Source organism: Streptomyces sp. NPDC102437, from assembly GCF_044765565.1.
Classification (GTDB): Bacteria; Actinomycetota; Actinomycetes; order Streptomycetales; family Streptomycetaceae; genus Streptomyces.
In genome coordinates this window covers 55,451-81,700 of sequence record NZ_JBIWKI010000002.1, presented here as the reverse complement: position 1 = coordinate 81,700, position 26,250 = coordinate 55,451, and the positions used below count along the sequence as shown (strand labels likewise).

The 26,250-nt window shown below is 72.0% G+C and carries 24 protein-coding genes, 1 pseudogene and 1 riboswitch; of the genes and pseudogenes, 7 read left to right on the top strand and 18 right to left on the bottom strand.

Features of this window, described 5'->3' with window-relative positions; all coding sequences use genetic code 11:
• Positions 1–33: 33 nt before the first annotated feature.
• A complete protein-coding gene (locus ACIRJP_RS03670; RefSeq protein WP_404167776.1) occupies positions 34–1,920 on the top strand; it encodes an anthranilate synthase family protein in 1,887 nt (628 codons plus the stop codon).
• 36 nt (positions 1,921–1,956) lie between these two features.
• On the opposite strand, the pseudogene ACIRJP_RS03665 reads toward ACIRJP_RS03670, so the two are convergent.
• The 4 genes and pseudogenes from ACIRJP_RS03665 to ACIRJP_RS03650 form a co-directional block, all read right to left on the bottom strand.
• A pseudogene (locus ACIRJP_RS03665) lies at positions 1,957–2,157 on the bottom strand (2-hydroxyacid dehydrogenase); the annotation flags it as partial.
• 113 nt (positions 2,158–2,270) lie between these two features.
• Positions 2,271–2,963, bottom strand: a complete 693-nt coding sequence (locus ACIRJP_RS03660) for a response regulator transcription factor (protein ID WP_266736780.1) — start codon at positions 2,961–2,963, stop codon at positions 2,271–2,273.
• Complete coding sequence (macS, locus tag ACIRJP_RS03655) at positions 2,960–4,183, bottom strand: MacS family sensor histidine kinase (RefSeq protein WP_404167774.1); 1,224 nt, start codon at positions 4,181–4,183, stop codon at positions 2,960–2,962. The genes ACIRJP_RS03660 and macS overlap by 4 nt, the downstream gene beginning before the upstream one ends.
• Before the next feature lie 51 nt (positions 4,184–4,234).
• On the bottom strand, positions 4,235–4,963 hold the full coding sequence (locus ACIRJP_RS03650) for a lysophospholipid acyltransferase family protein (protein ID WP_404168195.1): 729 nt from the start codon (positions 4,961–4,963) through the stop codon (positions 4,235–4,237).
• A 375-nt stretch (positions 4,964–5,338) separates the two neighbouring features.
• Here ACIRJP_RS03650 and ACIRJP_RS03645 point away from each other — a divergent pair, with 375 nt between their 5' ends.
• Both ACIRJP_RS03645 and ACIRJP_RS03640 read left to right on the top strand, forming a co-directional pair.
• Positions 5,339–6,118 (top strand): alpha/beta hydrolase, encoded by a 780-nt coding sequence (locus ACIRJP_RS03645; protein WP_404167772.1) that lies wholly within the window; start codon positions 5,339–5,341, stop codon positions 6,116–6,118.
• Complete coding sequence (locus tag ACIRJP_RS03640) at positions 6,111–6,797, top strand: hypothetical protein (protein WP_404167770.1); 687 nt, start codon at positions 6,111–6,113, stop codon at positions 6,795–6,797. Before ACIRJP_RS03645 ends, ACIRJP_RS03640 begins: the two co-directional genes overlap by 8 nt.
• A gap of 33 nt (positions 6,798–6,830) precedes the next feature.
• On the opposite strand, the gene ACIRJP_RS03635 is transcribed toward ACIRJP_RS03640, so the two are convergent.
• The 6 genes from ACIRJP_RS03635 to ACIRJP_RS03610 all read right to left on the bottom strand — a co-directional run bounded on the left by ACIRJP_RS03635 (position 6,831) and on the right by ACIRJP_RS03610 (position 11,870).
• Complete coding sequence (locus tag ACIRJP_RS03635) at positions 6,831–7,589, bottom strand: endonuclease/exonuclease/phosphatase family protein (RefSeq protein WP_404167768.1); 759 nt, start codon at positions 7,587–7,589, stop codon at positions 6,831–6,833.
• 80 nt (positions 7,590–7,669) lie between these two features.
• The gene (locus tag ACIRJP_RS03630; RefSeq protein WP_266736788.1) at positions 7,670–8,611 is read right to left on the bottom strand and encodes an ROK family glucokinase; all 942 of its coding nucleotides are present in this window, start codon (positions 8,609–8,611) and stop codon (positions 7,670–7,672) included.
• Positions 8,612–8,685: 74 nt separating this feature from the next.
• The gene (locus ACIRJP_RS03625) at positions 8,686–9,144 is read right to left on the bottom strand and encodes a DUF5304 domain-containing protein (RefSeq protein WP_404167766.1); all 459 of its coding nucleotides are present in this window, start codon (positions 9,142–9,144) and stop codon (positions 8,686–8,688) included.
• A gap of 83 nt (positions 9,145–9,227) precedes the next feature.
• Positions 9,228–10,514, bottom strand: a complete 1,287-nt coding sequence (locus ACIRJP_RS03620) for an ArsA family ATPase (RefSeq protein ID WP_404167764.1) — start codon at positions 10,512–10,514, stop codon at positions 9,228–9,230.
• A gap of 5 nt (positions 10,515–10,519) precedes the next feature.
• Positions 10,520–10,969 carry an SRPBCC family protein gene (locus tag ACIRJP_RS03615; RefSeq protein ID WP_404167762.1) on the bottom strand — a complete coding sequence of 150 codons (450 nt, stop codon included), beginning with the start codon at positions 10,967–10,969 and terminating at the stop codon, positions 10,520–10,522.
• A 106-nt stretch (positions 10,970–11,075) separates the two neighbouring features.
• Positions 11,076–11,870, bottom strand: coding sequence for a metallophosphoesterase (locus ACIRJP_RS03610; protein WP_404167760.1), 795 nt, complete (start codon positions 11,868–11,870; stop codon positions 11,076–11,078).
• Between the two features lie 280 nt (positions 11,871–12,150).
• Here ACIRJP_RS03610 and ACIRJP_RS03605 point away from each other — a divergent pair, with 280 nt between their 5' ends.
• Positions 12,151–13,947 (top strand): AMP-dependent synthetase/ligase, encoded by a 1,797-nt coding sequence (locus tag ACIRJP_RS03605; protein WP_404167758.1) that lies wholly within the window; start codon positions 12,151–12,153, stop codon positions 13,945–13,947.
• A gap of 66 nt (positions 13,948–14,013) precedes the next feature.
• On the opposite strand, the gene ACIRJP_RS03600 is transcribed toward ACIRJP_RS03605, so the two are convergent.
• On the bottom strand, positions 14,014–15,156 hold the full coding sequence (locus tag ACIRJP_RS03600; protein ID WP_383709182.1) for a glycosyltransferase family 4 protein: 1,143 nt from the start codon (positions 15,154–15,156) through the stop codon (positions 14,014–14,016).
• Between the two features lie 171 nt (positions 15,157–15,327).
• On the opposite strand from ACIRJP_RS03600, the gene ACIRJP_RS03595 reads away from it, so the two are divergent.
• Entirely contained in the window at positions 15,328–16,575 is a 1,248-nt protein-coding gene (locus ACIRJP_RS03595) for a glycosyltransferase 87 family protein (protein ID WP_404168193.1), read from the top strand.
• Between the two features lie 14 nt (positions 16,576–16,589).
• Here ACIRJP_RS03595 and ACIRJP_RS03590 read toward each other — a convergent pair whose 3' ends face one another.
• The 5 genes from ACIRJP_RS03590 to ACIRJP_RS03570 form a co-directional block, all read right to left on the bottom strand.
• Entirely contained in the window at positions 16,590–17,825 is a 1,236-nt protein-coding gene (locus ACIRJP_RS03590) for a hypothetical protein (RefSeq protein WP_404168191.1), read from the bottom strand.
• 19 nt (positions 17,826–17,844) lie between these two features.
• On the bottom strand, positions 17,845–18,876 hold the full coding sequence (locus tag ACIRJP_RS03585; protein WP_404167756.1) for an NlpC/P60 family protein: 1,032 nt from the start codon (positions 18,874–18,876) through the stop codon (positions 17,845–17,847).
• Between the two features lie 236 nt (positions 18,877–19,112).
• Positions 19,113–20,141, bottom strand: a complete 1,029-nt coding sequence (locus tag ACIRJP_RS03580; protein WP_351257454.1) for an NlpC/P60 family protein — start codon at positions 20,139–20,141, stop codon at positions 19,113–19,115.
• A 283-nt stretch (positions 20,142–20,424) separates the two neighbouring features.
• Complete coding sequence (locus ACIRJP_RS03575) at positions 20,425–21,786, bottom strand: NYN domain-containing protein (protein WP_404167753.1); 1,362 nt, start codon at positions 21,784–21,786, stop codon at positions 20,425–20,427.
• Positions 21,787–21,822: 36 nt separating this feature from the next.
• Positions 21,823–22,065, bottom strand: a complete 243-nt coding sequence (locus tag ACIRJP_RS03570) for a hypothetical protein (protein WP_014156692.1) — start codon at positions 22,063–22,065, stop codon at positions 21,823–21,825.
• Between the two features lie 163 nt (positions 22,066–22,228).
• Between ACIRJP_RS03570 and ACIRJP_RS03565 the strand changes: the two genes are divergently transcribed.
• Positions 22,229–22,981, top strand: coding sequence for a rhomboid family intramembrane serine protease (locus ACIRJP_RS03565; protein ID WP_404167751.1), 753 nt, complete (start codon positions 22,229–22,231; stop codon positions 22,979–22,981).
• The gene (locus tag ACIRJP_RS03560) at positions 22,978–23,259 is read left to right on the top strand and encodes an Lrp/AsnC family transcriptional regulator (protein WP_124718123.1); all 282 of its coding nucleotides are present in this window, start codon (positions 22,978–22,980) and stop codon (positions 23,257–23,259) included. Before ACIRJP_RS03565 ends, ACIRJP_RS03560 begins: the two co-directional genes overlap by 4 nt.
• An 81-nt stretch (positions 23,260–23,340) precedes the next feature.
• Here the strand turns inward: ACIRJP_RS03560 and ACIRJP_RS03555 are convergent, their stop codons facing one another.
• Both ACIRJP_RS03555 and trpD read right to left on the bottom strand, forming a co-directional pair.
• The gene (locus ACIRJP_RS03555) at positions 23,341–24,717 is read right to left on the bottom strand and encodes an aminotransferase class V-fold PLP-dependent enzyme (RefSeq protein WP_404167749.1); all 1,377 of its coding nucleotides are present in this window, start codon (positions 24,715–24,717) and stop codon (positions 23,341–23,343) included.
• Positions 24,718–24,893: 176 nt separating this feature from the next.
• Positions 24,894–25,011, bottom strand: a riboswitch (SAM riboswitch).
• An 85-nt stretch (positions 25,012–25,096) separates the two neighbouring features.
• Positions 25,097–26,161: an anthranilate phosphoribosyltransferase gene (gene trpD, locus ACIRJP_RS03550; RefSeq protein ID WP_404167747.1), complete on the bottom strand. Its 1,065-nt coding sequence runs from the start codon at positions 26,159–26,161 to the stop codon at positions 25,097–25,099.
• Positions 26,162–26,250: the final 89 nt, after the last annotated feature.

The following is a 26,250-nucleotide window of genomic DNA, read 5'->3' as shown; positions in this document are numbered from 1 at the left end:
GGAGCCGTTCCTCCGTCCGGAAGGAACAACCCCATGTCTCATCGCACCGATGCCGTCGTCGACAGACTCCTGAGTGACGACTGTCCGCCGTTCGCGTTGCTGCGCAGGCGCACCCCCGGCCGCGACCAGGACACCGTCGAGGTGCTGATCGGCCGGGTCGGCGAGGCGGACCGGCTCGCCGACCTCCCCGTCGGTGAGCTGCCCTCGCTGGCGCTGGTGCCGTTCCGGCAGATCGCCGAGCGCGGCTTCGACGTGCGCGACGACGGGACCCCCCTGTCCGTGCTGGTCGCAAAGGAGTCGTACGAGCTGCCGCTCGCCGAGGTGCTGGACCGGCTGCCGGTCCGGGAGGTGCGGGTCGAGGGCGGCGCCTTCGACGTCGGGGACGAGGAGTACGCCGGGATCGTCCGGCGGGTCATCGAGGACGAGATCGGGCAGGGCGAGGGCGCGAACTTCGTCATCCGGCGGACCTTCCGGGGCGAGATCCCCGGCTTCGGGCGGGCCGACGCGCTGGCCCTCTTCCGGCGGCTGCTGGCCGGTGAGCGCGGCGCGTACTGGACCTTCGTCGTGCACACCGGGACCAGGACGCTGGTCGGCGCCAGTCCGGAGGTGCATGTGCGGATGTCGGGCGGGACGGTCGTGATGAACCCGATCAGCGGTACATACCGCTACCCCGCCGAGGGCCCGACCGCCGAAAGCCTGCTGGACTTCCTCGCCGACCGCAAGGAGACCGAGGAGCTCTCCATGGTGGTCGACGAGGAGCTCAAGATGATGTGCACCGTCGGCGACATGGGTGGGGTGGTGGTCGGGCCGCGGCTCAAGGAGATGGCCCATCTCGCCCATACGGAGTACGAGCTGCGCGGGCGTTCCTCACTGGACGTGCGGGAGGTGCTGAAGGAGACCATGTTCGCGGCGACGGTCACCGGCTCCCCGGTGCAGAACGCCTGCCGGGTCATCGAGCGGTACGAGCCCGGCGGGCGCGGCTACTACGCGGGGGCCCTGGCGCTGCTGCGGCAGGAGCCGGGCGGGGCGCAGACCCTGGACTCGCCGATCCTGATCCGTACCGCCGACATCTCGGCCGGCGGCGAGCTGCGGGTACCGGTCGGGGCGACGCTCGTACGTCACTCCGATCCGGACGGCGAGGTCGCCGAGACCCATGCGAAGGCGGCCGGGGTGCTCTCCGCGCTCGGGGTGCGGCCCGGCCGGCCGGTGGACGAGGCGGCCCGGCCGCGGCTTGCGGGCGACCCGCGGGTGCGGGCGGCGCTGGACGCCCGGCGGGACGGTCTCGCGCCGTTCTGGCTGCGGATGCAGGAGCGTACCCACGAGCTCTCGGGCCGGGCGCTGGTGATCGACGGGGAGGACACCTTCACCGCGATGCTGGCGCATCTGCTGCGCTCCTCGGGTCTCGATGTGTCGGTGCACCGCTACGACGAGCCGGGGCTGCGCGAGCTGGTTCGGGCGCACACCGGTCCGGTCGTGCTGGGTCCCGGGCCGGGGAATCCGGGCGACACCACCGATCCGAAGATGCGGCTGATGCGCGGGCTGGCCGCGGAGCTGGTCCGGGATCACCGGTACGGCCTGTTGGGGGTATGCCTCGGCCATGAGCTGATCGCGGCGGAGCTGGGGCTGGACGTCGTCCGCAAGGCCGTGCCGTACCAGGGTGCGCAGACCCGGATCGAGCTGTTCGGGCGGCCGGAGACGGTCGGGTTCTACAACAGCTTCACCGCGCGCTGCGACGGGCCGGTGGCCGACGAGCTCGCGGCGCACGGTGTCGAGGTGAGCGGGGACGCGGCCACCGGTGAGCTGCACGCGCTGCGCGGTCCGGGCTTCGCGTCGGTGCAGTTCCACCCGGAGTCGGTGCTGACGCTGCGCGGTGCGGCGATCGTGGCGGAGCTGCTGGCGGGGCTGCCGGTGGCCGGCTGAAGAAGGGGCGGACGGGACGCCGGCCCGGCCGGGGTCTCAGCTCGCCGGGAGTGCGGGGACGAGGATGTTGTAGCTGCGGCGGCCGGCCAGGTAGTCGGCGACGTTCTGCACGGTGGCGTCGGTGATCTGGCCCACCGCGTCCTCGGTGCAGTACGCCTGGCGCGAGGTGACTATGACGTTCGGGAAGGTGACGAGCCGGGCCAGGGTGTCGTCGTCGATGCCCTCCGGCGACTTGTCGGTTCATCGCGCGGATCTGCCGATCCGGGACATGGGCAGATCAGCGGCATGGGCCGGTCTTCGCGAAGACCCGGCCCGTGCCCCCGCCCCGCCGCCCGGCCGGGGCCGTCGGCTCAGACGTCGTCGAGACCGCGCTCGATCGCGTACCGCACCAGCTCCACCCGGTTGTGCAGCTGGAGCTTGCCCAGGGTGTTCTGCACGTGGTTCTGCACGGTGCGGTGCGAGATGACCAGCCGCTCGGCGATCTGCTTGTACGAGAGGCCCTTGGCGACCAGCCGCAGCACCTCGGTCTCGCGCTCGGTGAGCTGCGGGGCCTTGGGCTCGTCGGACGCGGCGGGTGCGGGGTCGGAGGCGAGCCTGCGGTACTCGCCGAGGACCAGGCCGGCCAGGCCCGGGGTGAAGACGGGGTCGCCGACGGCGGTGGACCGCACGGCCTCGGTCAGCTCCTGCGTACTGGCCGACTTGAGCAGATAACCGGTGGCGCCGGACTTGACCGCCTCCAGCACGTCGGCGTGCTCTCCGCTCGCGGAGAGCACCAGCACCCGCAGTCCCGGGTGGGAACCGACGAGTTCCTTGCAGACCTGGACGCCGGGCATGCCGGGCAGATTGAGGTCGAGCACCAGGACGTCGGGGGTGGCGGCCTTCGCCCGGCGGACGGCCTGCGGTCCGTCACCCGCCGTCGCCACCACGTCGAAGCCCGACTCGGAAAGGTCGCGCGCGACCGCGTCGCGCCACATCGGGTGGTCGTCGACCACCATCACCCTGATGGCACGCTCCTCGGCTGCCTGGGTGTTCTCCGTGCTCATCTCGCTGAACCTGCCTTCCCCCGTGAAACCTTCGGAACCTTCAACTCGACCTCGGTGCCCTGGCCGGGCACCGAGATCAGCTCGGCCGTGCCGCCCAGGTCGCGCAGTCTCCCCCGGATCGACAGGGCCACCCCCATCCGCCCCTCCCCCTCGGCCTGGGCGAGCCGCCCCTCCGGGATTCCCGGGCCGTCGTCCCGAACCGTCACGATCACCTCGTCCGGCCAGTCCTCGACGAGGATCCATGCCTGGGCATTCTCCCCCGCGTGGACCCTGACATTGTCCAGGGCGGCACTGACAGCGGCGGCCAGCTCCGTCGCCGCCGCGGGGGCGAGCAGCACCGGAGCCCCCGGCTCCGCGAAGCTGACCCGGGAGCCGGCGTGCGGGGCGAGCAGGGAGCGCAGATCGCAGTCGGCCCGGTCGGACGGTTCGTCGTCGACCTCGACGCTGCGGACCACGGCGCCCTCGGCGGCGTCCTCGGAGACCCGGGTGGTGGGCACCAGACCGCTGGAGACCAGGGTGCGCAGGGCGACCTCCTGTTCCCCGGCCATCCGGCCCAGTTCGGCAGCCTCCCCGCCGAGCGCGGTGCCACGGCGCTGCACCATCGCGAGGACCTGGAGCACGCTGTCGTGGATGTCCCGGGCCAGCCGTTCCCGCTCGCGGGTGGCGGCCTCGATCTCCAGGGCGCGGGCCAGGGTCCGCTCACTGGCCCTGGCGACCTCGATGACGTACCCGATGGCGATGGAGGCGACCCAGACCAGCAGCACGTTGTGGAAGGTGTCCCGGCTGGGATGGCCACGCTCGACGATGTTGGCGACGGCGACGAAGCTGGACGCGAAGGCCGCCCACCGCCAGCCGCCCTTGATCGCGAAGGCCAGTACGGAGCCCGCCGTCCAGATGGACGGCAGCGTCGGGCCGTCGACCCGCTGGGCCTCGAAGTCGGCGAGCGGGGTGAGGAGTATGCCGGTGAGCGCGATGGTCAGATCGGCGCCGAGGAACCGTTTGGTACAGGCGGTGGCGCCGGCGACCTTCGGGAGGGTGGCGAGCGTCCAGACCACCATCACCGCCAGGAAGGCGATGGCCACCCACGGCCGGTCGTACTTCTCCCGGCCGAAGACGGCGAGCAGCACCGCGTACAGCATTGTCAGGATGCGGTACGCCGTCAGCGCGCTCCACAGCGGCTGCTCGACCGACATCCGTACGACGCGCTCGCGCCTGGCCACTTCCCCCACCCCCTGGACAGAACAGGCGCGTTCACGCGCCGTTCCGTCGCGTCACGCTTTGGTTCCGGACCCGGTGTCCTTGTGCTTCTCGGCCTCGGCGCGGCGCTTCGCCTCGTCCGCGATCTGCCGCTTGGCCGCCGTCGCGTAGATGTCGACGTACTCCTGGCCGGAGAGTTTCATGATCTCGTACATCACCTCGTCGGTGACCGAGCGCAGGATGAAGCGGTCGCCGTCCATGCCGTGGTAGCGGCTGAAGTCGAGCGGCTTGCCGATCCTGATCCCCGGGCGCATCAGCCTGGGGATCACCTGGCCGGGCGGCTGGATCTTCTCCGTGTCGATCATTGCGACGGGGATGACGGGCGCCCCGGTGGCCAGCGCCACCCTGGCGAGCCCGCCGGGCTTGCCGCGGTAGAGACGGCCGTCGGGCGAGCGGGTGCCCTCCGGGTAGATACCGAAGAGGCCGCCGCTCTCGATGACCTCGATGCCGGCCTTGATGGCCGCCTCACCGGCGCCGCGGGCGCCCGAGCGGTCCACCGGGAGCTGGCCGACGCCCTTGAAGAAGGCGGCGGTCAGCTTGCCCTTCACGCCGGGCGCGGTGAAGTACTCGGACTTGGCGATGAAGGTGACCTTGCGGTCCAGGACGGCGGGCAGGAAGAAGGAGTCGGAGAACGACAGATGGTTGCTCGCGAGGATCGCCGGTCCCTGCGCGGGGATGTTCTCCAGGCCCTCCACCCATGGCCTGAAGGCGAGCTTCAATGAGCCGCCGATGGAGAACTTCATTGCGCCGTAGATCAACTCGGGTGCCTCCTGTGTGCTGTCGGAGAGACCTTAACCCGTGGGGCGCCCGCGCTCCCGCCCGGCACGGAGCGGCCGCGGCGGCCGGAGCCGGTGACGACCCTGGTCGGTGTCAGTCCGGTCGCGTACGGTGAAGTAAGAGCGTCCGGCAGCAGGCAGCGCGGGTGAAGGAGCGGGGCTGGGGCGCGCGTGCATCGCAAGGCGGAGGATTGAGGCATGGCGGAGCCATGGCGATTGACGACGACGCCGCTAGGTGCGTGCCCCAGCCCCGCGACGCCGCGAGGCCTGCTGCCGGACGCTCCAAATCCTCTGCACTCCCCCGTTTCGCTCCCCTGTGAGCCTCACGAACAGGAGACCCTGGTGCCGGTCCTTCCTGGAGCCGAGCCGTTCCGCCACGAGGGCGGAGAGGTCGGCGTCCTCCTCTGTCACGGATTCACCGGTTCCCCGCAGTCGATGCGCCCCTGGGCCGACCATCTGGCGGAGCGCGGGCTCACCGTCTCGCTGCCCCTGCTGCCGGGGCACGGCACCCGCTGGGAGGACCTGCAGCTCACCGGCTGGCAGGACTGGTACGCGGAGGTGGACCGGGAGTTGCGCGCCCTGCTGGAGCGGTGCAGCCAGGTCTTCGTCTTCGGGCTTTCCATGGGCGGCGCGCTGACGCTGCGGCTGGCGGCGAAGCACGGGGACGCGATCAGCGGTCTGGTGCTGGTCAACCCGGCCAACAAGGTGCACGGCCTGTCGGCGTACGCGCTGCCGGTCGCCCGCCATCTGGTGCGGACGACGAAGGGGCTGGCGAGCGACATCGCCCTGGCGGGCTCCGCCGAGTTGGGGTACGACCGGGTGCCGCTGCACGCGGCGCATTCGCTGCGGATTTTCTTCCGCCTGGTCGACGCCGAGCTGCCCCAGGTCACCCAGCCGATGGTGCTGCTGCACAGCCCGCAGGACCATGTGGTGCCGCCCGCCGACTCGGCCCGCATCCTCAGCCGGGTGTCGTCGACGGACGTCGAGGAGATCCTGCTGGAACAGAGCTACCACGTGGCGACGTTGGACCACGATGCGGAGCGGATCTTCGACGAGAGCTACCGGTTCATCGGCCGCCTCGCCCCGAGCGTCGGAAAGAAGGGGAGCACGTCAGGTGGCTGAGCACGACGCGGAGCGCGCGGGCAGCGAGGAGGAGCGCGAGCCCCTTCCCGCGGAGGGAGCGGCCGTGCCCGACGACGGCACGAGCCCGCAGGAAACCGCTGCCCAGCAGGCGGCACCGGGTGCCGATGGCAGCCGGCCCGAACCGCCGGTCGACGAGGACGCGGTGTGGAAGGCGATCGTCGCGGGGTACGGCGAGGAGCCGCCGGACCCGCCGGGCGCCAGGCCGTTCAGGTCGATCGAGGATCTCGCGCTGCCGGAGGACGACGACGACCGGCCCGGCGTCCTGGATCCGGACAAGGGGCTCGGCAAGAAGTCCGTGAAGCCGCCGCAGAAGCCGCTGGGCAGCTCGGTCGTGTTCGCGCCCGGAGTGGTGGGCCCGCGCGACTACGAGGTCGAGGAGCCCAAGGACGACGACCTCGACGACAGCGACGAGGGGCACTTCGTCCCCCCGGAGCCGCCGCCGCTGCCGGAGGCCGATGTCACGGCGAAGTTCGCCTGGCTCGCGGTCGTCGGCGGTCCGGTGCTGATGCTGATCGCGGTGCTGCTGCGGTGGGACATGACCTGGTGGCTGACGACGGTCTGCGTCGGCGGTTTCCTGGGCGGTTTCGTCACGCTGGTGGCGCGGATGAACGATGACGACGATGACGGCGACGACCCCGGGCGCGGGGCGGTGGTCTGAGAGAGCCTGCCGGGGCGGCGTCGCGGGAGGTGCTCAGGGCAGCATCGCGGGCACCCGTAGCGCCGCCAGCACCGGCAGGTGGTCGGTGGCCGCCCGCAGGTCCGCGTCGGTGATCCCGGGCAGCCCGGCGGGGACGCCGCAGCCGAGCACCTCGATCCCGTCCGTCGCGAAGACCGCGTCGATGCGCCGTCGCGGGTGGTCCGGCGAGTAGGTGTGCTCCCCGCCCCACGGCCGGACCGCCCAGCAGTCCTGGAGCCGCCCGGCCAGCCGCTGGAACGCGCTCCCGGTCGGTACGTCGTTGAGGTCGCCGGCCGCGATGGCGTGCTCGACGCCCATCTCGTCCAGCCGTTCCAGCAGCATCTCGGTCTGGGCCAGGCGTTCGTCCCGTTGCAGGCTGAGATGGAAGCTCAGCAGACCGATCCGGGTGCCCGCGATCCGTACCACCGATGTGGCGAAGCCTCTGCGGTGCAGCCCGGGGGTGCGTGGCAGCAGCACGTCCTGCGTCCGCTCCACGGTGGCCCGCAGCGAGCAGAGCAGCAGCGGCCCGGCCGCCGTGGCGCCGCCGCTGAGGACGACCAGGTCGGTGCGGGCCGCGAGCCAGGCGGCGCGCTTGCGCCAGCGGAAGAAGCGCGGAGCCTCCTGGATGAGGACCAGGTCGGGGGCGCAGGCGGTGATGACGCGGGCCAGTGCCTCGCAGTCGTCGCGCATCGACCGGATGTTGTAGCTGAGCACTCTGATGACGGCCGAATCATCCGGCTCGGTACAGGAGTCGGGCAGTGGCGTCAGAACCATGCGCCTCACGATACGACGGACGCCCGCCGCTGCCACAGGGGCGCGACGGGCGTCCGGGTCGGTCCGGTTGTGGACGGGCCTCAGCCTTGGCGGGCGAGGTCCGCCGCGCCCACCAGCCCTGCCTCGCCGCCCAGTTGGGCCGCGAGCACCTGGGCGTGGGGGCGCCATTCGCCGCCGATCAGCCAGCGCCGGAACGACTTGCGGATCGGGTCGAGCACCAGCTCGCCCTCGTCCGAGACGCCACCGCCGACGATGAACGCGGACGGGTCGAAGAGCGAGGCGAGGTCTGCGAGTCCGGCGCCGGCCCAGCGGGCCAGTTCACGGAACGAGTCGATCGCCACCGGGTCGCCCTGCCGGGCGGCCTGGCTGATGTGCTTGCCCTCGATGCCGTCCACCGTGCCGTCGCCGAGCGACAGCAGGACCGTGGCGTTCTCCGGGGTGGCGTTGGCGCGCTGCTTGGCGTACCGGACGAGTGCGCGTCCGGACGCGTACTGCTCCCAGCAGCCCTGGCTGCCGCAGCCGCAGAGCAGCCCGTCCGGGACGACCCGGATGTGGCCGAACTCGGCGGCCACGCCGAAGCGTCCGCGGCGCAGCTTGTTGCCGATGATGATGCCGCCGCCGAGGCCGGTGCCGAGCGTGATGCAGATGACGTCGTCGTGGCCCTGGCCGGCGCCGAAGCGGTATTCGCCCCAGGCTGCGGCGTTGGCGTCGTTCTCGACCACGACGGGAAGGCCGACGCGCTGTTCGACCTTGTCCTTCAGCGGCTCGTGCCGCCAGTTGATGTTCGGCGCGAACAGCACGGTGGCGCGCTTGTCGTCGACGTATCCGGCTGCACCGATGCCGACGGCCTCGATCTGGTGACCCTCGCTCGCCCCGGATACGGCCGTGGCGATCGCGTCCACGATGCCTTCGGCCGTCGGCGGGGTCGGCACCTTGTGCGTCGAGAGGATGCGGCCCTCTTCGTCGACCACTCCAGCCGCGATCTTCGTGCCGCCGATATCGACGCCGATGGTGAGTCCCATGAATCCCTCAGTTCCGGTCGAGCCCCGCTGGGGCCAACCGTACCCGAGCCGGGGGCCCGGCCCTTCGGTGCCGGTCAGTCCAGGTCGATGTGTTCGCCCGCGGCGGGGCCCTCGTCGCGGGGGTCGGAGGGGGCGTCGGCCTTCTTCTCGGTGCCGGCCGGATCGCCGGCGCCCTGGGTCCAGCGGCGTTCCTGGCCCTCGACGGCGGAGCGGTAGGCGGCGAGGAGCTCGCTGCCGGCTGCGGCGATGTGGTCGAAGACGTCCGGGTTGCGCTCGATGACGGGCTCGACCGCGGACTTCGCCTGCTTGATGATCTGCTGCACCGTGCCCTGGGCCGCCGCGCCGAACAGCGGCGACTGGAGGGAGGAGAACTTGTCGGCCACGGCGTCGACCAGCTTGCGCAGTTCCTCGGCGGCGGAGCCGGGCGGCGGGCCGTGCTGGGCCCGGCGGCGGGCCTTCTCCGCTTCGAGGTCCTCGGCGCAGGCCTTCGCCCACGCGTCGTCGTCGACGGGACGATCGGTGGCATCGCTCATGGCGGACTCCTGCGACGTGGTGTGCCGGCGGCCCGGCATACGGGGCACGTACTACCGACGTTACCCGAAGCGTGAAGCGCCGTTCAGCCCGTCCTCGGCCACAGCCCGGGGTCCGGCGTGAACCGGACCCGGAGCACCCCGTCGGTGAGGGCGGCGCCGGAGACGGTGCAGCGGCGCAGTGCGGACTCCAGCGGGACGATCCGGTGGAACGGGCCGACGGTGAGCAGCAGTTCGTCGCCGCGGCGGACCAGCTGGAGGTCCTTCTTGGCGGCGCCGGGCAGCGGCAGGCACCAGACGAGGACCGGGTCGCCGTCGCCGGCCGACGGGCCGGTGGTCACGATCCGGGCACCGGGCAGCAGCCCCTCGAGGCCGTCCGGGGTGTCGGGGCTCTCGATCCACCAGGGGTCGTCGGCCCGGCCGGGGCCCCGCCCGTCCAGCCCTCCCGCGAGTCCGCCGCCCCCGGCGGCACCGTCGGCCGCGGTGTCGAGGCGGGCGAGGTCGTCGAGGCCACGCGGGTCGCGGCCGAGGTGGGGCACCTGGCAGAGCGCGGTGCCGGGCGCCCACTCCTCGTACCAGTGGTCGACGGTCTTCTCCTGCTGCGCGGCGAGCCCGGCGAACCAGGGGTCGCCGGAGTGCCGGGGCAGGACCCGGTTCACCGTGAGGGCGTCGACGCGCAGTCCGTGCAGGGCGAGGCCGGTGCGGGCGGTGCGCAGGGCGTCCTCGGCGGCGGGACCGGGCTCCGCGACCAGCCGGAGCGTGGTGTCGCGGTCCTCGATCAGGGCCTGGACGGCGGCCAGCTCGGCGTCCCTGCGGGCGGCCGCCTCGTACAGCCACTGGGCGGGCATGGGCACCCCGGCGAGCTGGGCGAGCATCGGGCGCAGGGCGCGGGCGGCCTGGCGTTCCGTGGGGAGCAGCCGGCGCAGATAGCGGCGCAGCTGCTCGGGGAGGGCGAGCAGGGCGAGTGCTTCGCGAAGCGGTGGCAGGTCGACGACGAGAAGGTCGTGGCCGGCTCGCGACCAGTCGCCCCGGGCGGCGCGGCGCAGCGTGCGCAGGAGGGCGAGCTGGCTGCTGCCGGGGAGTTCGGTCAGTTCCTCGCCGTCCAGCCGGTTCCCGCCGAGCAGGTCGAGCACGGTGGAGGCCTGGTCCTGGAGGGCGAGGAGTTCGCCGCGGAAGTGCTCGCCGGAGTCGATGCGGGCGGACCACAGCCCGTCGGTGACCTCGGTGGGTTCGGTGTCCTCGGGGAAGCCGGGTATGCCGTCGGCGGTCAGCAGCAGGGTGCGCCGGCCGCGGCGGGCGGCGGCCAGTGCGGTCGCCGCCGCGACGGTGGTACGGCCGGCGCCGCCGGGGCCGGTGACGAGGACCGTACGCATCCGGGTCAGGCCTTCGGGACGGACTCGACGCGCTTCTTCAGTCCGGCCAGGGCCCGGTCAATGATGACCTTCTCGGCCTTGCGCTTGATCATGCCGAGCATCGGGATCTTGACGTCGACGGTCAGCCGGTAGGTGACCTCGGTACGGCCGCCGTCACCGAGCGGGGCCAGTGTGTAGGAGCCGTCGATGGCGCGCAGCATCTGGGACTTGACGAGGGTCCATCTGACCTCGTAGTCGCCGATCCAGGTGTAGGCGAGGGTGTGGTCGTCCTTGATCGCTCCGGCGTCGAGGACGAGCCGGACCTTCTCGGCGCGGCCCCGGTCGTCCTCGCCGAGGACCTCGGCCTCCTTGACCTCTCCGGTCCACTCCGGATAGCGGGCGAAGTCGGCGATCACTCCCATGACGTCGGCCGGTGCCGCCTCGATCGTGATGCTCGAGCTGGTGTGTTCAGCCATCGCCGTGGCTCCTCCAGTGCGGTGTACCGGTGCGTCGGCAGATGCCTGCCGTCAGAAGGCTATCGCGTGTGCGCGGCGCCTCGTTCCAGGGTCGGTGCCGGTGTGGTCACCACTCCAGGGCCCAGGGCCTGCCGGTGGACGCGAAGTGGCCGACGTTCACACATTCGGTGGCACCGATCCGCATGCGGCGGACCAGCGGCTGGTGGACGTGGCCGAACAGGGCGTACCGGGGGCGGGTCCGGCGGATGGCGTCCAGCAGGGCCCGGCTGCCGCGCTCGAAGCGGCGCGCCACCGTGTCGTAGGTCAGCTCGGGCACGTCGGGCGGGATGTGGGTGCAGAGCACGTCGACCGGGCCGATCGCCTCGATCTTCGCGGCGTACTCCTCGTCGCCGATCTCGTACGGGGTGTTCATCGGGGTCTTCAGCCCGCCGCCGACGAAGCCGAAGACCCGGCCGCCGATCTCGGCCCGCTCGCCGTCGAGGACGGTGGTGCCGGGGTGTGCGTACTCCGACCACAGGCCGGGGATGTCGACGTTGCCGTAGGTGGCGTACGTCGGTGCGGGGAAGGCCGCGAAGAGCTCGGCGTACTGCTTGCGCACCGCCGAGACGATCGCGGTGTTGCGGTCCCGGCCCTTCCACAGGCCCCGGCCGAACTCACGGGCCTCCTCGAAGCGACGCGCGGTGCGCAGCGCGACGATCCGGTCGGCGTTCTCCACACCGAAGAGATCGGGGAAGATGCCGCGCGAGTGGTCGGCGTAGTCGAGGAAGAGCACCAGGTCACCGAGGCAGACCAGCGCGTCGGCGCCGTCCCCGGCGCGGGCCAGCGCCTCGGCGTTGCCGTGCACGTCGCTGACCACGTGGATACGGGTGCGCTGTCGGGTGCTGTCCGGTCCGGCTGGCATGACGATCACCCTAGGTCTCTCCCGGTCACCTGGGTAGAGGCCGCCGGACCTGCGAATACCGTCGCCCGGTCACACGGGTGGACTACTGTGCGGCCAAGGATCGACGTTATGTGTGACGCATAAGACATCTGGCCGGAACCCCCTATCGGGAACCGAGTACTGGTGGGTAACGTCCGGGCAGTCCAGTCGCGCTCACCCCACTGAGCGCCCGCCAATCTTGGACCGCAGCCGGTGCGTCGCACAGAGCCGTGGCACCGGAGCCCGATGAGGAGCAGCAGTCTTGCGCGAGTTCAGCCTTCCGGCCCTGTACGAGGTCCCCTCGGACGGCAACCTGACGGATCTCATCCGCCGCAATGCCGCTCAGCATCCCGATGTCGCGGTGATGAGCCGCAAGGTGGGGGGCGTGTGGACCGATGTCGACGCCGCCCGGTTCCTGGCCGAGGTCAGGGGCGTCGCCAAGGGGCTGATCGCCGCGGGCATCGAGGCCGGTGACCGGGTGGCCCTGCTCTCGCGCACCCGCTACGAGTGGGTCCTGCTCGACTTCGCGATCTGGAGCGCGGGCGCGGTCACCGTCCCGGTGTACGAGACCAGCTCGCCCGAGCAGATCCAGTGGATCCTCGGTGACTCCGGTGCCGCCCTGTGCCTGGTGGAGTCCGCCGCGCACCAGGCCTCCGTGGTCTCCGTCCAGGCGGACCTGCCTGCCCTGAAGGGCATCTGGCAGATCGAGGAGGACGCGATCCGCGGGCTGACGGCGATCGGCGAGGACGTCTCGGACGAGACGCTGGACCTGCGGATGACGAGCGCCAAGGCGGACGACCCGGCCACCATCGTCTACACCTCGGGCACCACCGGCCGTCCCAAGGGCTGTGTGCTCACGCACCGCAGCTTCTTCGCCGAGTGCGGCAACGTGGTGGAGCGGCTCAAGCCCCTCTTCCGTACCGGCGACTGCTCCGTACTGCTCTTCCTGCCCGCCGCGCACGTCTTCGGACGGCTGGTCGAGGTGGCCGCGGTGATGGCCCCGATCAAGCTCGGCTGTGTACCGGACATCAAGCACCTCACCGATGAACTGGCCTCGTTCCGGCCGACGTTGATCCTCGGGGTGCCGCGGGTCTTCGAGAAGGTGTACAACGGGGCACGCGCCAAGGCGCAGGCCGACGGCAAGGGAAAGATCTTCGACAAGGCCGCGAACACGGCGATCGCCTACAGCCGCGCGCTGGGTACCCCGCAGGGCCCGCCGCTGGGCCTGAAGCTGAAGCACAAGCTCTTCGACCGGCTGGTCTACAGCAAGCTGCGGGCGGTGCTCGGCGGACGCGGCGAGTACGCGATCTCCGGCGGCGCGCCGCTGGGCGAGCGGCTCGGCCACTTCTACCGCGGGATCGGCTTCACCGTCCTGGAGGGCTACGGCCTGACCGAGACGTGCGCGGCCACCGCCTTCAACCCGTGGGACCGGCAGAAGATCGGTACGGTCGGCCAGCCGCTGCCCGGGTCGGTGGTGCGGATCGCCGACGACGGCGAGGTGCTGCTGCACGGCGAGCACCTGTTCACCGGTTACTGGAACAACGAGGCGGCGACGGCCGACGCGCTGGCCGACGGCTGGTTCCACACGGGCGACATCGGCACGCTGGACGAGGACGGCTATCTCGCGATCACCGGCCGCAAGAAGGAGATCATCGTCACGGCGGGCGGCAAGAACGTCGCTCCCGCGGTGATCGAGGACCGGATCCGCGGGCACGCGCTGGTCGCCGAGTGCATGGTGGTCGGTGACGGACGGCCGTTCGTGGGCGCGCTGGTCACCCTGGACGAGGAGTTCCTGGGCCGCTGGGCCGAGGAGCACGGCCGGCCGGCCGGCTCGACGGCCGTGTCGCTGCGCGAGGACCCGGAGCTGCTGGCCGAGGTGCAGCGGGCGGTGGACGACGGGAACGCGGCCGTGTCCAAGGCGGAGTCGGTGCGCAAGTTCCGCATCCTGGACTCGCAGTTCACCGAGGAAGCGGGCCACATCACGCCGTCGCTGAAGCTGAAGCGGAACGTGGTGGCGAAGGACTTCGCGGACGAGATCGAGTCGATCTACCGCGTCTGACGCCCCGCGGACGTACGCGAGAGGGGCCCGCACGGCATGTGCGGGCCCCTCTCGCGCGTACGCGGCTCAGAGCAGCGCCCGCAGCCGTTCGGCGAGCAGGTCCCAGCGCCACTTCTCCTCGACCCAGGCCCGGCCGCGCTCCCCCATCCGCCGCCGCAGCTCCGGGTCGCGCAGCAGCGTGACGATCCGGTCGGCCGCCTCCTCGGGGGAGCCACCGCGCACCACCCACCCGGTCTCGCCGTCGAGCACCGCGTCGGGCGCGCCGCCCGAGTCGCCCGCCACCACCGGCAGACCGGTCGCGGACGCCTCCAGGAAGACGATGCCGAGGCCCTCCACGTCGAGGCCGCCGCGGCGGGTGCGGCACGGCATGGCGAAGACGTCGCCCGCGCCGTAGTGGGCGGGCAGCTCCTCCCACGGCACCGGTCCGGTGAACCGCACGGAGTCGCCGACCCCGGTCTCCTCGGCCAGCCGCTCCAGCTCCTTGGCGTACGGTCCGCCGCCGACGATCAGGAGCACCGCGTCCGGGACCTGCGCCAGGATCGCGGGCATCGCGAGGATCAGCGTGTCCTGGCCCTTGCGAGGCACGAGCCGGGACACGCAGACGACGACCGGCCGGTCCGAGAGCCCGAGCCCGGCCCTCGTCCGGTCCCCGCCCGAGTCGGGGTGGAAGGTCTTCTCGTCGACGCCGGGCGGCAGTTGGACCATCCGCGCCGCGGCCCGGGAGGTGAGCGCGGGGGCGATCCGGGAGCGGGTGTACTCCCCCAGGTACGTGATCGTGTCCGTGCCCTCGCCGATCCGTCGCAGCAACTGCCGGGCCGCGGGCAGCTGCGCCCAGCCGGCCTCGTGCCCGTGCGTGGTGGCGACCAGGCGGCGGGCGCCCGCCCTGCGCAGCGCCGGTGCCATCAGCCCGAGCGGGGCCGCGGCGCCGAACCAGACGGAGGTGCAGCCGTGCTCGCGCAGCAGCCGCACCGCGCGCCGGGTGACCCGCGGGGTCGGCAGCAGCATCGTCGTCGGGTCGCGCACGACGGTGAACGGCTGCTCGGCGTCGAAGGCGGCGGTGGCCGCGCGGCCCTCGGGAGTCCGCTTCCAGGTGGAGGCGTACACGACGACCTGTTCGGGGTCCAGGCGCAGCGCCATGTTGTGCAGGAATGCCTGGATGCCACCGGGGCGGGGCGGGAAGTCGTTGGTCACGATCAGGGTCTTGTCCATCCCGGCCGACAGTACCGGGCTGTCCTGCCCCGATGGCTCCCGCACCGGCCGGGCGGGCATCATGGCTCCTCGTACGCGCGGAATGCCCGCGGAGCACCGACCGGGCAACCACCGGTCAACCACCGGGCGACGACCGACGAATGACGGATGACGAACACGGATGAGGCGTTCATGAGGGGATCGGCCGGCGCACGGCTCGCCGCCGCGGCGGTGTGGGCCCTGACCAGGGTCGCGCTGCTGTGCTTCGTCACCAAGGTGATCACGCTGCCCGGACCGGATGTGACCAGCGACGTCTCGGTGATCTACCACGGTTGGTCCGAGGTCCTGAAGACCGGTACGTATCCGGAGTCCGACGTCACCTGGCAGTACCCGCCGCTGGCCGCGCTCGCCGTCCTGTCCCCCGCGCTGCTGCCGTTCCTGGACTACGCCTCGGCCTTCTTCGTCCTCGCGTTCGTGTGCGACGCGCTGGTGCTGGGGCTGCTGCTGTACGCGGGCCGGGGCGGCGGACGGTCGGTGGCGGGCGCCTGGGTGTGGGTGGCGGGGGTGCCGCTGCTCGGCACGACCGCGTACGCCCGTTACGACGTGATGGTCACGGCGGTCGCGGTGGCGGCGCTGCTCGCGGGGGTGCGGCATCCGCGGGTGATGGGTGTGCTGGCCGCCGTCGGTGCGCTGCTGAAGGTGTGGCCGGCGCTGATCCTGGCCGGTACGGCGCGCGGCCGGTACACGCGGTCGGCGTGGACGGCCGCGGCGGTGACGGCGGCCGGGCTGCTGGTGGTGTGCACCGTGGCGATGCCCGGTGCGCTGGCCTTCCTCGGCTTCCAGCGCGACCGGGGCACCGAGGTCGAGTCGCTGGGGGCGCTGGTCTTCCATGTGGCGCGGCAGTTCGGCTGGGAGGGCCGGGTGGAGTACCACTACGGCTCGATGGAGTTCCTTGGGCCGCACGTGCCGCTGGTGAGCACGCTCGCCCTCGGTCTGTCCGTCCTGGCGTTCGGCTGGCTGCTGGTGTGGCGGCTGCGGGCCCGTGAGTTCGGTGCGAGCACCCCGGCGGACGCGGCGTTCGTGGCGGTGCTGCTGTTCACGACGACGAGCCGGGTGATCAGCCCCCAGTACATGCTCTGGCTGGTCGGTCTGGCGGCGGTCTGCCTGGTGTTCCGCGACAGCCGGATGGTGCTGCCGGCCGGTCTGGTGCTGCTGGCGACGGGCGTCACCCAGTGGGAGTTCCCGCTCGGGTTCACGCACGTGGTGACCAGCGACGCGACGGGCGTGACGCTGATGTTCGTGCGCAACGGCCTGCTCGTCGCGGCGACGCTGATCGCCTGTGGCCGGCTGTGGCGGCATACGGTCACCGGGGCGGGGCGCGACGGCGGGTCCGCCGTCCGGTCCGGCCTCGGCCGTGAGACGGAGCCGGTCGGCTCCTGAGCCGTGCGCAGGGCTCAGCCGAGTGCGGAGCGCAGGTAATCCCGCCAGAGCGCGGTGAAGTCCTGCGGAGTCGTGTCGAGCACCTCGTGCATGGCCTGCTCCACCGCCCCGTCGCGTCCCGAGTGCCCTCCGACGGCCCGGTAGAAGGCGAGCAGCTTCTGCTCGCCCCAGCGGTCGGCGATCAGCTCGCAGGCCGCCCAGCCGCCCTCGTACGCCCTCGCCAGGCGCGCGGCGTCGCCCGCGAAGCCGAAGTCCTCGTCGGTGGGGAGGGCGGTCGGCGGTTCGCCGCGCGCGACGGCGTCCGCGAGTTCGGGCGCGATCCGGGCGGCGGTGCGGTCCTCGCCGCGGTAGGCCGCCCAGTCCGCGAAGCCCTCGGAGAGCCAGGTCGGGGTCGCGGCGGAGGTGTGGGCGCGGGTCGCGACATGGGTGGTCTCGTGGGTGAGGACGACCCGCTGCCCGAAGGCGCCCAGCGTGCCGTACGCCTGCGGGTTGACGATCACCCGGTCCGCGGGCTTCCGCCCCGCGCCGCCGGTCCGCCCTGTCGTGACGGCGGCGATCCCCCGGTAGTCCGCCGCCGACCCCAGCAGCTCGGCCATGTCGTCCACCGTGCGCGGCACGAGCACCACCACACGGCCCGCCCAGCGCTCCGGCCAGGCGTCGGACACCGCGGGGACCGCGCGGTCGGCGGTCCTGACTATGGCACGCAGCTCCTGACCGGTGCGGCCCACCCCGAGGACGATGCTGTGCTTCCCGCTCACCACCCGCACGTCGCCCTGCTGCCAGAGCTGGCGGGCGCCGTCCCCGCCGGCCCGGTCCCCGACGACGTACCAGCGGCCGGCCGCCCGGTCCCGTCTCAGGTCGAGCACCCGGTCCGCGGCGACCGGCGCCGCGTCGTAGCCCTTGATCCGGTAGCGCAGCTCCACGTCGGCGGTGGCCCGGTCGGTGCCCTGAGCGGTCACGCCGCGCAGCCGGTACGTCCAGGAGCCGAGCGGTACGTCGGCGAGGTTGCCGAGCTCTTGGCGCTGGGCCGCGCGCAGCCCGGTGGCCCGGGGGTCCGTGGTGGCCAAGTAGGCGTCCGTGTCGTGGGCGAGCACGGCAGCGGCCCGGCGGTCCAGCGTGGCGCGGACGGCCCGGGTGGTGGACTCGGGGGCGGCGCCGTCGTCGGGGACCGCGCAGCCGGAGACGAGCAGCAGCCCGGCGAGCAGCGCTCCCGCCGCGCTCGGCCCGCCGTTCCGTCCCCGCCGCGTCATCACCCGATCGAGGGTACGGTCAGACGCGCGTGACCGACGAGACGGGCATCATGCCGACGGGGTCGTAGCGTACCGGGGCCCCGGGGTACGGGGCGTGGATCACCTGGCCGTTGCCGACGTACATCGCGACGTGGCTCGCGTCCGCGCGGTAGACGACCAGGTCGCCGGGGCGGGCCTCGGAGAGCGGCACCATGTGTCCCGCGTACCGCTGGGCCTGCGAGGTGCGCGGCAGGCTGACCCCGGCCCGGGCGTACGCCCACTGCATCAGCCCGGAGCAGTCGAATCCGGCCGGTCCGTTGGCCCCCCAGATGTATGGGTGGCCCAGCGCCTGCCGGACCGCCGCGACGGCGGCCGCCGCGCGTGCGGAGCCGGCCGGCAGACCGGCCATGGCCGGGAGCAGGCGGTCGCGGCCGGAGCGCGAGGCCCGCTCGAACTCCGCCCGGTCGGCGCCGGGCAGCGCCGCCAGCAGCTTCCTGGCCTCGGCGAGCTTGCGTTCGACGGTCCGTTTGTGACGGGTGGCGGCCGCCCGGTTGAGCTCCAGCTCGGCCAGCGCACGGTCCGCCTCCGCCCGGGTCTGCTCCAGCCCCTGCTGGACCTTGTGGAGTTCCCGCAGCTCGGCGGCCTGGACTCCGTTCAGGCGCTCCAGCACGGCCGCCCGGTCCAGGTAGCTGTCCGGGTCGGAGGAGAGCAGCAGGGCGAGCGAGGGGTCGATGCCACCGGAGCGGTACTGCGCGCTCGCCGCCGAACCGAGCACCGTACGCATCCGGTTGACCTGCTCCTGGCCACGGGCTGCCCGGTCCTGGGCCCGGTCGACCTCGCCGCGCAGCCGGCCGGCGTTCTCACCGGCCTCGTTGTACTGCTCGGTGGCCCGCTCCGCCTCGGTGTACAGCCGGTCGATGCGGGCCTTCGCGGTCCGGGGGGAGTCCTGCGGGTCGGCGTTCGCGGTGGCCGCGCCGAGGGTGGCGGCCGCGGTCGCCGCCGCGGCGGACAGAACGGTGGCCCGGACGCTCAGGTTGAGGCCGGACTGTGTGGAACGGCGATGGGACACCACAGGACGCCGCACTCCTTCCGCTGTACGCAGACGCGCGCAGCCCCTGCCGCCCGGGGCGGGCGGACCGACGACCGGGAGCCGCACAGCAGGCAGACAGTAGTCGGACGATCACGGAGCGACGAACGGCCGCGCCGTGAGGAAGAGTGCCAGAAACGACGGCGCCCCGCCGGTGACCTGTGGTCTCCGGCGGGGCGGACTGTCCGTGCGGGCGCGGGAATTCGCTCGTTCGGGCGTCGTCAGCCGACGCGCACGCCGAACTGGAAGCTGCCGATGGTGTCCATCGACTCGTAACGGACGAACGTGCCCGGATAAGGGGCGTGCAGGACGGTGTTGTTGCCCGCGTAGAGGCCCACGTGCGCGGTGTTGTTGAAGAAGACCAGGTCGCCCGGCTTCAGCGCGCTGCGCCCGATGTGGACGCCGTCGTTGACCTGGGTGTAAGTGACCCGGGAGATCTGGACGTTGGCCTGGGCGTAGGCCCATTGGGTCAGCCCGGAGCAGTCGAAGGAGCCGGGGCCGGTGCCGCCGCGGCCGTACGGCTTGCCTACCTGGGTCTTGGCGGCGTTCAGAGCGGCGGCGCCCCAGGCGGAGGCGGGGAGCTCGTTGCCCAGTTCGACCCGGTCGCCCGCGGAGCGGCTGGCGCGCTGCTGGTCCTCGCGCATCTTCGCGCGCTCGGCGGCGGTCATGGAGTTGAGCAGCTGCTGCGCCTTGGCCAGCTTGGTCTGGAGGTCCTTCTTCTTCTCGCCGAGCGTCTTGCGTACGTCCGCGAGGTCACCGAGCTTATCCTGGGCCTCCTTGCGCTGCTGCGCGAGGACCCGCTGCTTCTCCTGGATCTTGCCCAGGGTCTCGGTCTGCTTGGCCGTCAACTGGTCGAGGGCCGAGGCCTCGTCGAGGAAGGTGTCCGGGTTGGACGAGAGGAAGAGCTGCACCGACGGGTCGATGCCACCGGAGCGGTACTGCGCCGCCGCGAGCGAACCGAGGCCGTTGCGCAGGTTGTTGACCTCCTGCTGGCCGCGGGCCACCTTGTCCTGCAGCGCGGCGACTTCCTTCTCCAGCTTCTGCTGCTTCTCCTTGGCGCCGTAGTACTTCTCGTTGGCGTCGCCGGCCGCGTGGCTGAGCTTCTCGACCTCTTCCCGGACTTCGCCCTTGGAGGGCTTAGGGTCGGCGTGGGCCGCCTGGGAGGTCAGGGCCACGGCCGCGGCGGCGGTCGCGGTGAGCACGGTCACACGGGCGCGGCTCGGCTGCTTGGGACGACGGTGGGACGCCACGGAGGCGAGCTCCTTCTTCCTCGAGCCGCCTACCGGGCTGTGGGGGATCTGAATCCCCGGCTCCGTGCATGTCACGGACTCGGCGGTGCCCTCGCTGTCACCCCGGATGGGTGATCAACCGTGCGAAGGTTCGAAGCCTGACCCTAGTGACCAACTTGTGATCAGTTCAAATCCTCACCCGAAAAATCTGTCACGGAGCGCACTTCTTTACCCACGACGCACGGGGTGTAGCGAGGAACTGACGGTCCGTTCCCCGATTTCCACCGAGAACCGGCGAGTATCACTAAACGCGCGAAAGGCGCTTCAGGAGCAAGGCGGACGCAACGGGCCTGGCGCCCGCCTTCGCCACTCCGTCGGCGACTTCGCGGTCGGTGGAGACCACCACGACCGGCCTGCCCGGAGGTTCGGCGCGCGCCAGCTGGCGGATGAGCTCGTCGGCGGTCACCCCGGGCTTGCTGAAGAGCACCCTGACCCCGCGCGGCGGCGCAAGCAGCACCGGGGCCGCCAGCTCGGCCCCGTCGAAGACACAGGTCATCTCCGCGCCGGTCTGCGCGGCGAGCACCGAGAGCCCGCCCAGCAGCCGCAACCGCTGCTTCTCCAGCGGCAGTTGCGGATAGCCGGTCTTGGTGACGTTGTAGCCGTCGACGATCAGATGCGCCTGCGGCAGCGCGAGCAGCTGGTCGAGCAGGGCCGGGTCGGTCTCCGAAAGCGCCCTGGCGGCAATGTCCTTGGGCGACAGCCGGCCCGGCTCGACCGCGTCCACGCTGTCCGCGGGACGCATCGAGGAGGGCGGCAGGGCCAGTTCACGGCGGAGTCCGCTCGCCGCGTCGAGCACCGTGTCGAGCAGCAGCCGCAGCCGCATGTCCTCGACCGAGCGGCCCTCTCTGGCGGCCCGGCGCCCCGCCTCCACGGACGCCTCGGCCTCACCGAGCCGCGCCTTGAGCCGCCGGCTCTCGCTCTCGGCCACGGAGACCTGGGCGGCCGCCTCGGACCTTACGGCGTCGGTCTCGGCCCGGCTGCGGCGCAGCGCGGCCTCGCCGCGCTTGACCTCGTTGACGGCGCTGCGCAGCTTGCGCTGGAGGGATTCGGCCTCCTTGCGGGCCGCGTCCAGCTCGACGCGCAGCCGCTCCGTCTCGCTCTTCGTCTGGGAGCGGGCCTGGGCCAGCTCCTCGCGCAGCCGCTCCAGCTCGCGGCGGCTCTCCTCGTCCACGCGCTCGGCGTCCGCGCGCTGGGCCTCCTCACCGGCGGCGGCGACCAGCTTGACCCAGCCCGCCGGGCGCAGCACATAGGCCGCCGCGGCCACGTCGACCGGGTCAGCGGCGGCCGGCGGCGCCCCGGCCTCCAGGGCAGCGGTCAGCTCCGGCTGCCCCTCCTTGAGCCGGTCACCGATCCGCTGCCGGAACAGCGCGTCGCCCTCCAGGGCGGCCGCCATCGCGTTCCCGGCGAACTTGACCCGCCGGGTCGGGGTGAAGCGGGCGTACTGCCGCAGCTGGGCCGGGAGTTCGCTGACCGTCAGGCCGCCGAACGCGTCCGAGACCAGCGCGACGACCCGCCGCCGAACGCCTTCGGGCAGCGGGCGGTCGAGCGCCTCGACGGCACCGTCGGCCGCCTCGGCCGACTCGGCGCCGCTAGCGGGCTGCTCCACCATCCGTCACCCCAAATGTCTGTGGGCGCGGCTCCGTCAGGAGTCGGCACCCGGCCTGTCCACCAGTTCGATCTGGTCCACCGCGTTGCACCAACGGCAGCGCACCGACTCGATGGTCTCACTGACCACCTCGCGTTCCTCCACGCTGGACTCACCGGCCAGGTCGAGATGGACATATTCGACGACCTTCGAGGAGCGCGTCACGTCGAAGCGCGTGAGATTTCCGCAGAGCGTGCAGCGCCAGCGGGTCCCGTCGGTCGGCTGGGGAACCGTCGTCATCGTTGCGTCCTCTTTCGTCGAGTCTCTTGCTGCCTTGCTTCAAGGATCTCGCGGTGCGCCGTCGAACTGCGGATGTCCTGCCGTAACCCTACGGCCTCGTCGTGTCCCCCCGACACGGCGAGGCGGTCTGTCCCGTTCCCTCCGCTTGCGTCATGCTCTGTTCATGATCGATCGGCGAGCTGTTACCGGCAGGCTGACCGGTGGGCTGCTACGGACGGTCGCCTCGGGCGGGCCAGTGGTGACCCATGCCCTGATCGCGGCCTGCGTCCTGGTCTTCTTGATCAGCCCACTGTCCGGCTTCAACCCGGTCCCCGGCACCGCCGACGCCCTGCTCGCCGCCCAGGCCGGGTACTTCGAACGCTGGGGCGTGATCCCCGGCGAGCTGTGGGACGGCTCCGCACACGCCCTGCTCACCCCGCTCACCGCCCTCTTCGTGCACGGCAGCTGGCTGCATCTGCTCGGCAACGTGCTCTTCCTGTACGTGTTCGGCGCGATGACCGAGGAGCGCATGGGGCGGCTCGGGTTCACCTTCTTCTACGTGATCTCCGGCTACCTCGCCCTGGTCGCCTACGCGGCCGCGCACGCCACGTCCGACCAGACGCTGGTGGGCGCCTCGGGGGCGATCTCGGCGGTGCTCGGGGCGTTCCTGTACCTGTTCCCCAGGGCCCGGGTCACCAGCCTGTTCCCGTTCCTCTTCTTCCTGCCGCTGCGCTTCCCCGCCTGGATCGTGCTGGTCTTCTGGTTCGCCCTCCAGTGGCTGGCCGTCCAGGGCGCCGGCAGCGGGGGGCCGGGCGTGGCCTATCTGGCCCATGTGGTGGGCTTCGCCCTCGGCTTCCTCTACGCCTGGGGGCGTTACCGGGGTACGGATAGAGTGAAGGGACCAGCCACGGCCACCGAGGGAGAAAGCCAGCCGTGATCACCGCGATCGTGCTCATCAAAACCAGCGTGGACCGGATTCCCGAGATCGCCGAGGCCATCGCCGCGCTGGACAGTGTCAGCGAGGTCTTCTCGGTCACCGGTACGTACGACCTGATCGCCATGGTCCGGGTGCCCAAGCACGACGATCTCGCCGATGTCATCCCCGGCCGGATCAGCAAGATCCCCGGCGTCGAGGCCACCGACACCCATGTGGCGTTCCGTACCTACTCGCAGCACGACCTGGAGGCCGCCTTCGCCATCGGCCTCGACGCGTAGGCACGCACCTCACCACCCCGCAGCACTTCGGCGGGGGACGGGCCCACAGGCTGCCCGTCCCCCGCCGAAGTGCTGTGTGCCTCAGAGCTGCGCCGCACCCCGGTCCGGGACGCAGCGGCCGTCCTCGGTGCGGTACTTCCACTGGGCGCCCTTGCGCACCAGCTCCTTGACCGCGCGGACGAACCGCTCGATGTGCTCGTCCGGCGTACCGGCGCCGAAGCTCACCCGGATCGCGTTCAACGAGCGCTCGCCCGGTTCGGCCTCCGGCGCACCGCACTCGCCGACCTCCTGCGGGTCGCTGCCCAGCAGGGTGCGGACCAGCGGGTGGGCGCAGAACAGTCCGTCGCGGACACCGATGCCGTACTCGGCGGAGAGCGCGGCGGCGAAGTGCGAGCTGTTCCAGCCCTCCACCACGAAGGAGATGACGCCCACCCGGGGGGCGTCGTCGCCGAACAGCGAGAGCACCTTGACCTCGGGGACCTCGGCGAGGCCGGTGCGGACCGCGTCGACGAGGTACTGCTCCCGGGCGACCAGGTTGTCGAAGCCCGCCTCGGTGAGCGCCTTGCAGGCGGAGGCGATGGAGTACACGCCGATGACGTTGGGGGAACCGGCCTCGTGGCGGGCGGCGGTGGAGTGCCACTCGACGTCCACCCCGCCGTCGGTGCGACGGGCGACCTTGCGCGAGGCGCCGCCGCCTGCGAGGTAGGGCTCGGCCTCCTGCAGCCAGTCGGCCCGGCCGGCGAGGACGCCCGAGCCGAAGGGGGCGTACAGCTTGTGCCCGGAGAAGGCGACCCAGTCCACGTCCAGCTCGGCGATGTCGACGGGGTGGTGCGGGGCGAGCTGGGCGGCGTCCAGGACGATCCGGGCGCCGTGCGCGTGGGCGGCGGCGGCCAGCTCCTTCACCGGCCACAGCTCGCCGGTGACGTTGGAGGCGCCGGTGACGCAGACCAGCGCGGGGCCGTAGGGCTCCCGGTCGGCGAGCGCCCGCTCCAGCGTCTCGACCGCCTGGGCCGGGGTGCGCGGGGCGTTCAGGTACGTCACCCGGGCGTCACGCCACGGCAGCAGCGAGGCGTGGTGCTCGGTCTCGTAGACGAAGACCTGGCAGTCGGCCGGGACGACCGCGGCCAGCAGGTTCAGCGAGTCGGTGGTCGAACGGGTGAAGATCACCTGGTCACCGGCGCGGCAGCCGAGGAACTCCGCGACGGTCGCGCGGCTGTTCTCGAAGAGGTCGGTGGAGAGCTGCGAGAGGTAGCCGGCCCCGCGGTGGACGCTGCCGTAGTACGGGGCGTACGCGGCGACGTCGTCCCAGACCCGCTGGAGCGCGGGGGCGCTGGCGGCGTAGTCGAGCGCGGCGTAGGTGACCTCGCCACCCGTGACCAGCGGAACCGTCACATCCTTGCCCAGAACCGGCAGAGGGGCACAAAGCGACTGGTCGGCGACAGCGGTGAAGACAGACATGGCGAACTCCCGTAAGAGGCAGGCGAATCGCATGCGCCGGCGGATACGCGGCAGCGCAGCGGAAAAGATGAAGAGGGGTGTGCGGAGGAGGGCCGACGGCCCTATCGCATTCGCGTGCTCACAAGAGGCTCCCTAGGGACCAGGACCCCGGGGGTTGGCATTCACAGATGCCGAGGGGCCCGCGCTTGCCGCAGACCTCGCTGCCTACGGCCTGGTCTTCACCCGGGGCACCCCGCCACGGACGGAGGGTTGCCGGACAGCGGGCCGGGGCCGTAGTCGCTGTCACTCATGACCTGACCTGCATCTTGCCATACGTGCGAAGACGCGCAAGGCGCAGTCCAGGATCCGGACTGCGCCTCGCGCCCCATCTGCGCCCGTTTCAGGCGTTGCTGGCCGCCACCCAGCGCTCCAGCGCACGCGCCGCCGCCCCGGAGTCGATGGACTCGGCGGCCTTCGCGATCCCGGCCGCGAGCTGCTCGTTCAGCGTGCCGTCCGTCGGGTCGAGAGCCGTCAGCGCCGCCGCCGAGTTGAGCAGCACGGCATCCCGCGCCGGCCCCTGCTCGCCGGACAGCACCCGCCGGGCGACGTCGGCGTTGTACGAGGCGTCCGCACCACGCAGGGCCTCGACGGGCACCAGTTCCAGACCGACGTCGCGCGGGTCGAAGACCTCCTCGCGCACCGCTCCGTCCCGGACCACCCAGACCCGGGAGGTCGCGGTCGTGGTCAGCTCGTCCAGGCCGTCGTCACCGCGGAAGACCAGCGCCGAATTGCCGCGCTCGGCAAGGACACCGGCGACGATGGGCGCCATCTTCAGATCGGCGACACCGACGGCCTGGGAACGCACCCGGGCCGGGTTGGTGAGCGGCCCGAGGATGTTGAACGTGGTCGGCGTGCCGAGCTCCTTGCGGGCCTTTGCGACGTACCGCAGGGCGGGGTGGAACTTCACCGCGAAGCAGAAGGTGATGCCGGCCTCCTCGGCGACCTCGACGACCCGCTGCGCGGAGAGGTCCAGGTTGACGCCGAGCTTCTCCAGCACGTCGGAGGAACCGCTCGCCGACGAGGAGGCGCGGTTGCCGTGCTTGACGACCTTGGCGCCGGTGCCGGCGATGACGACCGCCGACATGGTGGAGATGTTGACCGTCTTGGCGAGGTCGCCACCGGTGCCGACGATGTCGACCGTGCGGCCGGGTACCCGGATGGTGTTGGCGTGCGCGTACATCGTCCGGACCAGGCCGGAGACCTCGTCGATGGTCTCGCCCTTGGCGCGCAGGGCCACCGCGAATCCGGCGATCTGCACATCGCTCGCCTCGCCGCACATGATGCGGTCCATCGCCCACGCGGTGTCGTCGGCGGTGAGGTTCTCGCCGCGCAGCAGGGGATTCAGCACGCCGGGCCAGGTACGGTCCGCCACGCTGTCGCCGCCGATCGGGGTCACAACGTTCATGGTCCGCTCCTGGGGTCCACAGCCGGTAAAAGGGATCACCTCCACCCTATCGAGCGCCAGGGGCAGCAAAGAGCCCCGTCCATCGAATG

Coding starts and splice junctions, on each gene's coding strand:
- ACIRJP_RS03670 (WP_404167776.1), top strand. CDS start 34: ATGTCTCATCGCACCGATGCCGTCGTCGACAGACTCCTGAGTGACGAC.
- ACIRJP_RS03660 (WP_266736780.1), bottom strand. CDS start 2,963: ATGAGCACGGAGAACACCCAGGCAGCCGAGGAGCGTGCCATCAGGGTG.
- ACIRJP_RS03650 (WP_404168195.1), bottom strand. CDS start 4,963: ATGAAGTTCTCCATCGGCGGCTCATTGAAGCTCGCCTTCAGGCCATGG.
- ACIRJP_RS03635 (WP_404167768.1), bottom strand. CDS start 7,589: ATGGTTCTGACGCCACTGCCCGACTCCTGTACCGAGCCGGATGATTCG.
- ACIRJP_RS03630 (WP_266736788.1), bottom strand. CDS start 8,611: ATGGGACTCACCATCGGCGTCGATATCGGCGGCACGAAGATCGCGGCT.
- ACIRJP_RS03625 (WP_404167766.1), bottom strand. CDS start 9,144: ATGAGCGATGCCACCGATCGTCCCGTCGACGACGACGCGTGGGCGAAG.
- ACIRJP_RS03620 (WP_404167764.1), bottom strand. CDS start 10,514: ATGCGTACGGTCCTCGTCACCGGCCCCGGCGGCGCCGGCCGTACCACC.
- ACIRJP_RS03615 (WP_404167762.1), bottom strand. CDS start 10,969: ATGGCTGAACACACCAGCTCGAGCATCACGATCGAGGCGGCACCGGCC.
- ACIRJP_RS03610 (WP_404167760.1), bottom strand. CDS start 11,870: ATGCCAGCCGGACCGGACAGCACCCGACAGCGCACCCGTATCCACGTG.
- ACIRJP_RS03600 (WP_383709182.1), bottom strand. CDS start 15,156: ATGGACAAGACCCTGATCGTGACCAACGACTTCCCGCCCCGCCCCGGT.
- ACIRJP_RS03595 (WP_404168193.1), top strand. CDS start 15,328: ATGAGGGGATCGGCCGGCGCACGGCTCGCCGCCGCGGCGGTGTGGGCC.
- ACIRJP_RS03590 (WP_404168191.1), bottom strand. CDS start 17,825: ATGACGCGGCGGGGACGGAACGGCGGGCCGAGCGCGGCGGGAGCGCTG.
- ACIRJP_RS03570 (WP_014156692.1), bottom strand. CDS start 22,065: ATGACGACGGTTCCCCAGCCGACCGACGGGACCCGCTGGCGCTGCACG.
- ACIRJP_RS03565 (WP_404167751.1), top strand. CDS start 22,229: ATGATCGATCGGCGAGCTGTTACCGGCAGGCTGACCGGTGGGCTGCTA.
- ACIRJP_RS03555 (WP_404167749.1), bottom strand. CDS start 24,717: ATGTCTGTCTTCACCGCTGTCGCCGACCAGTCGCTTTGTGCCCCTCTG.
- trpD (WP_404167747.1), bottom strand. CDS start 26,161: ATGAACGTTGTGACCCCGATCGGCGGCGACAGCGTGGCGGACCGTACC.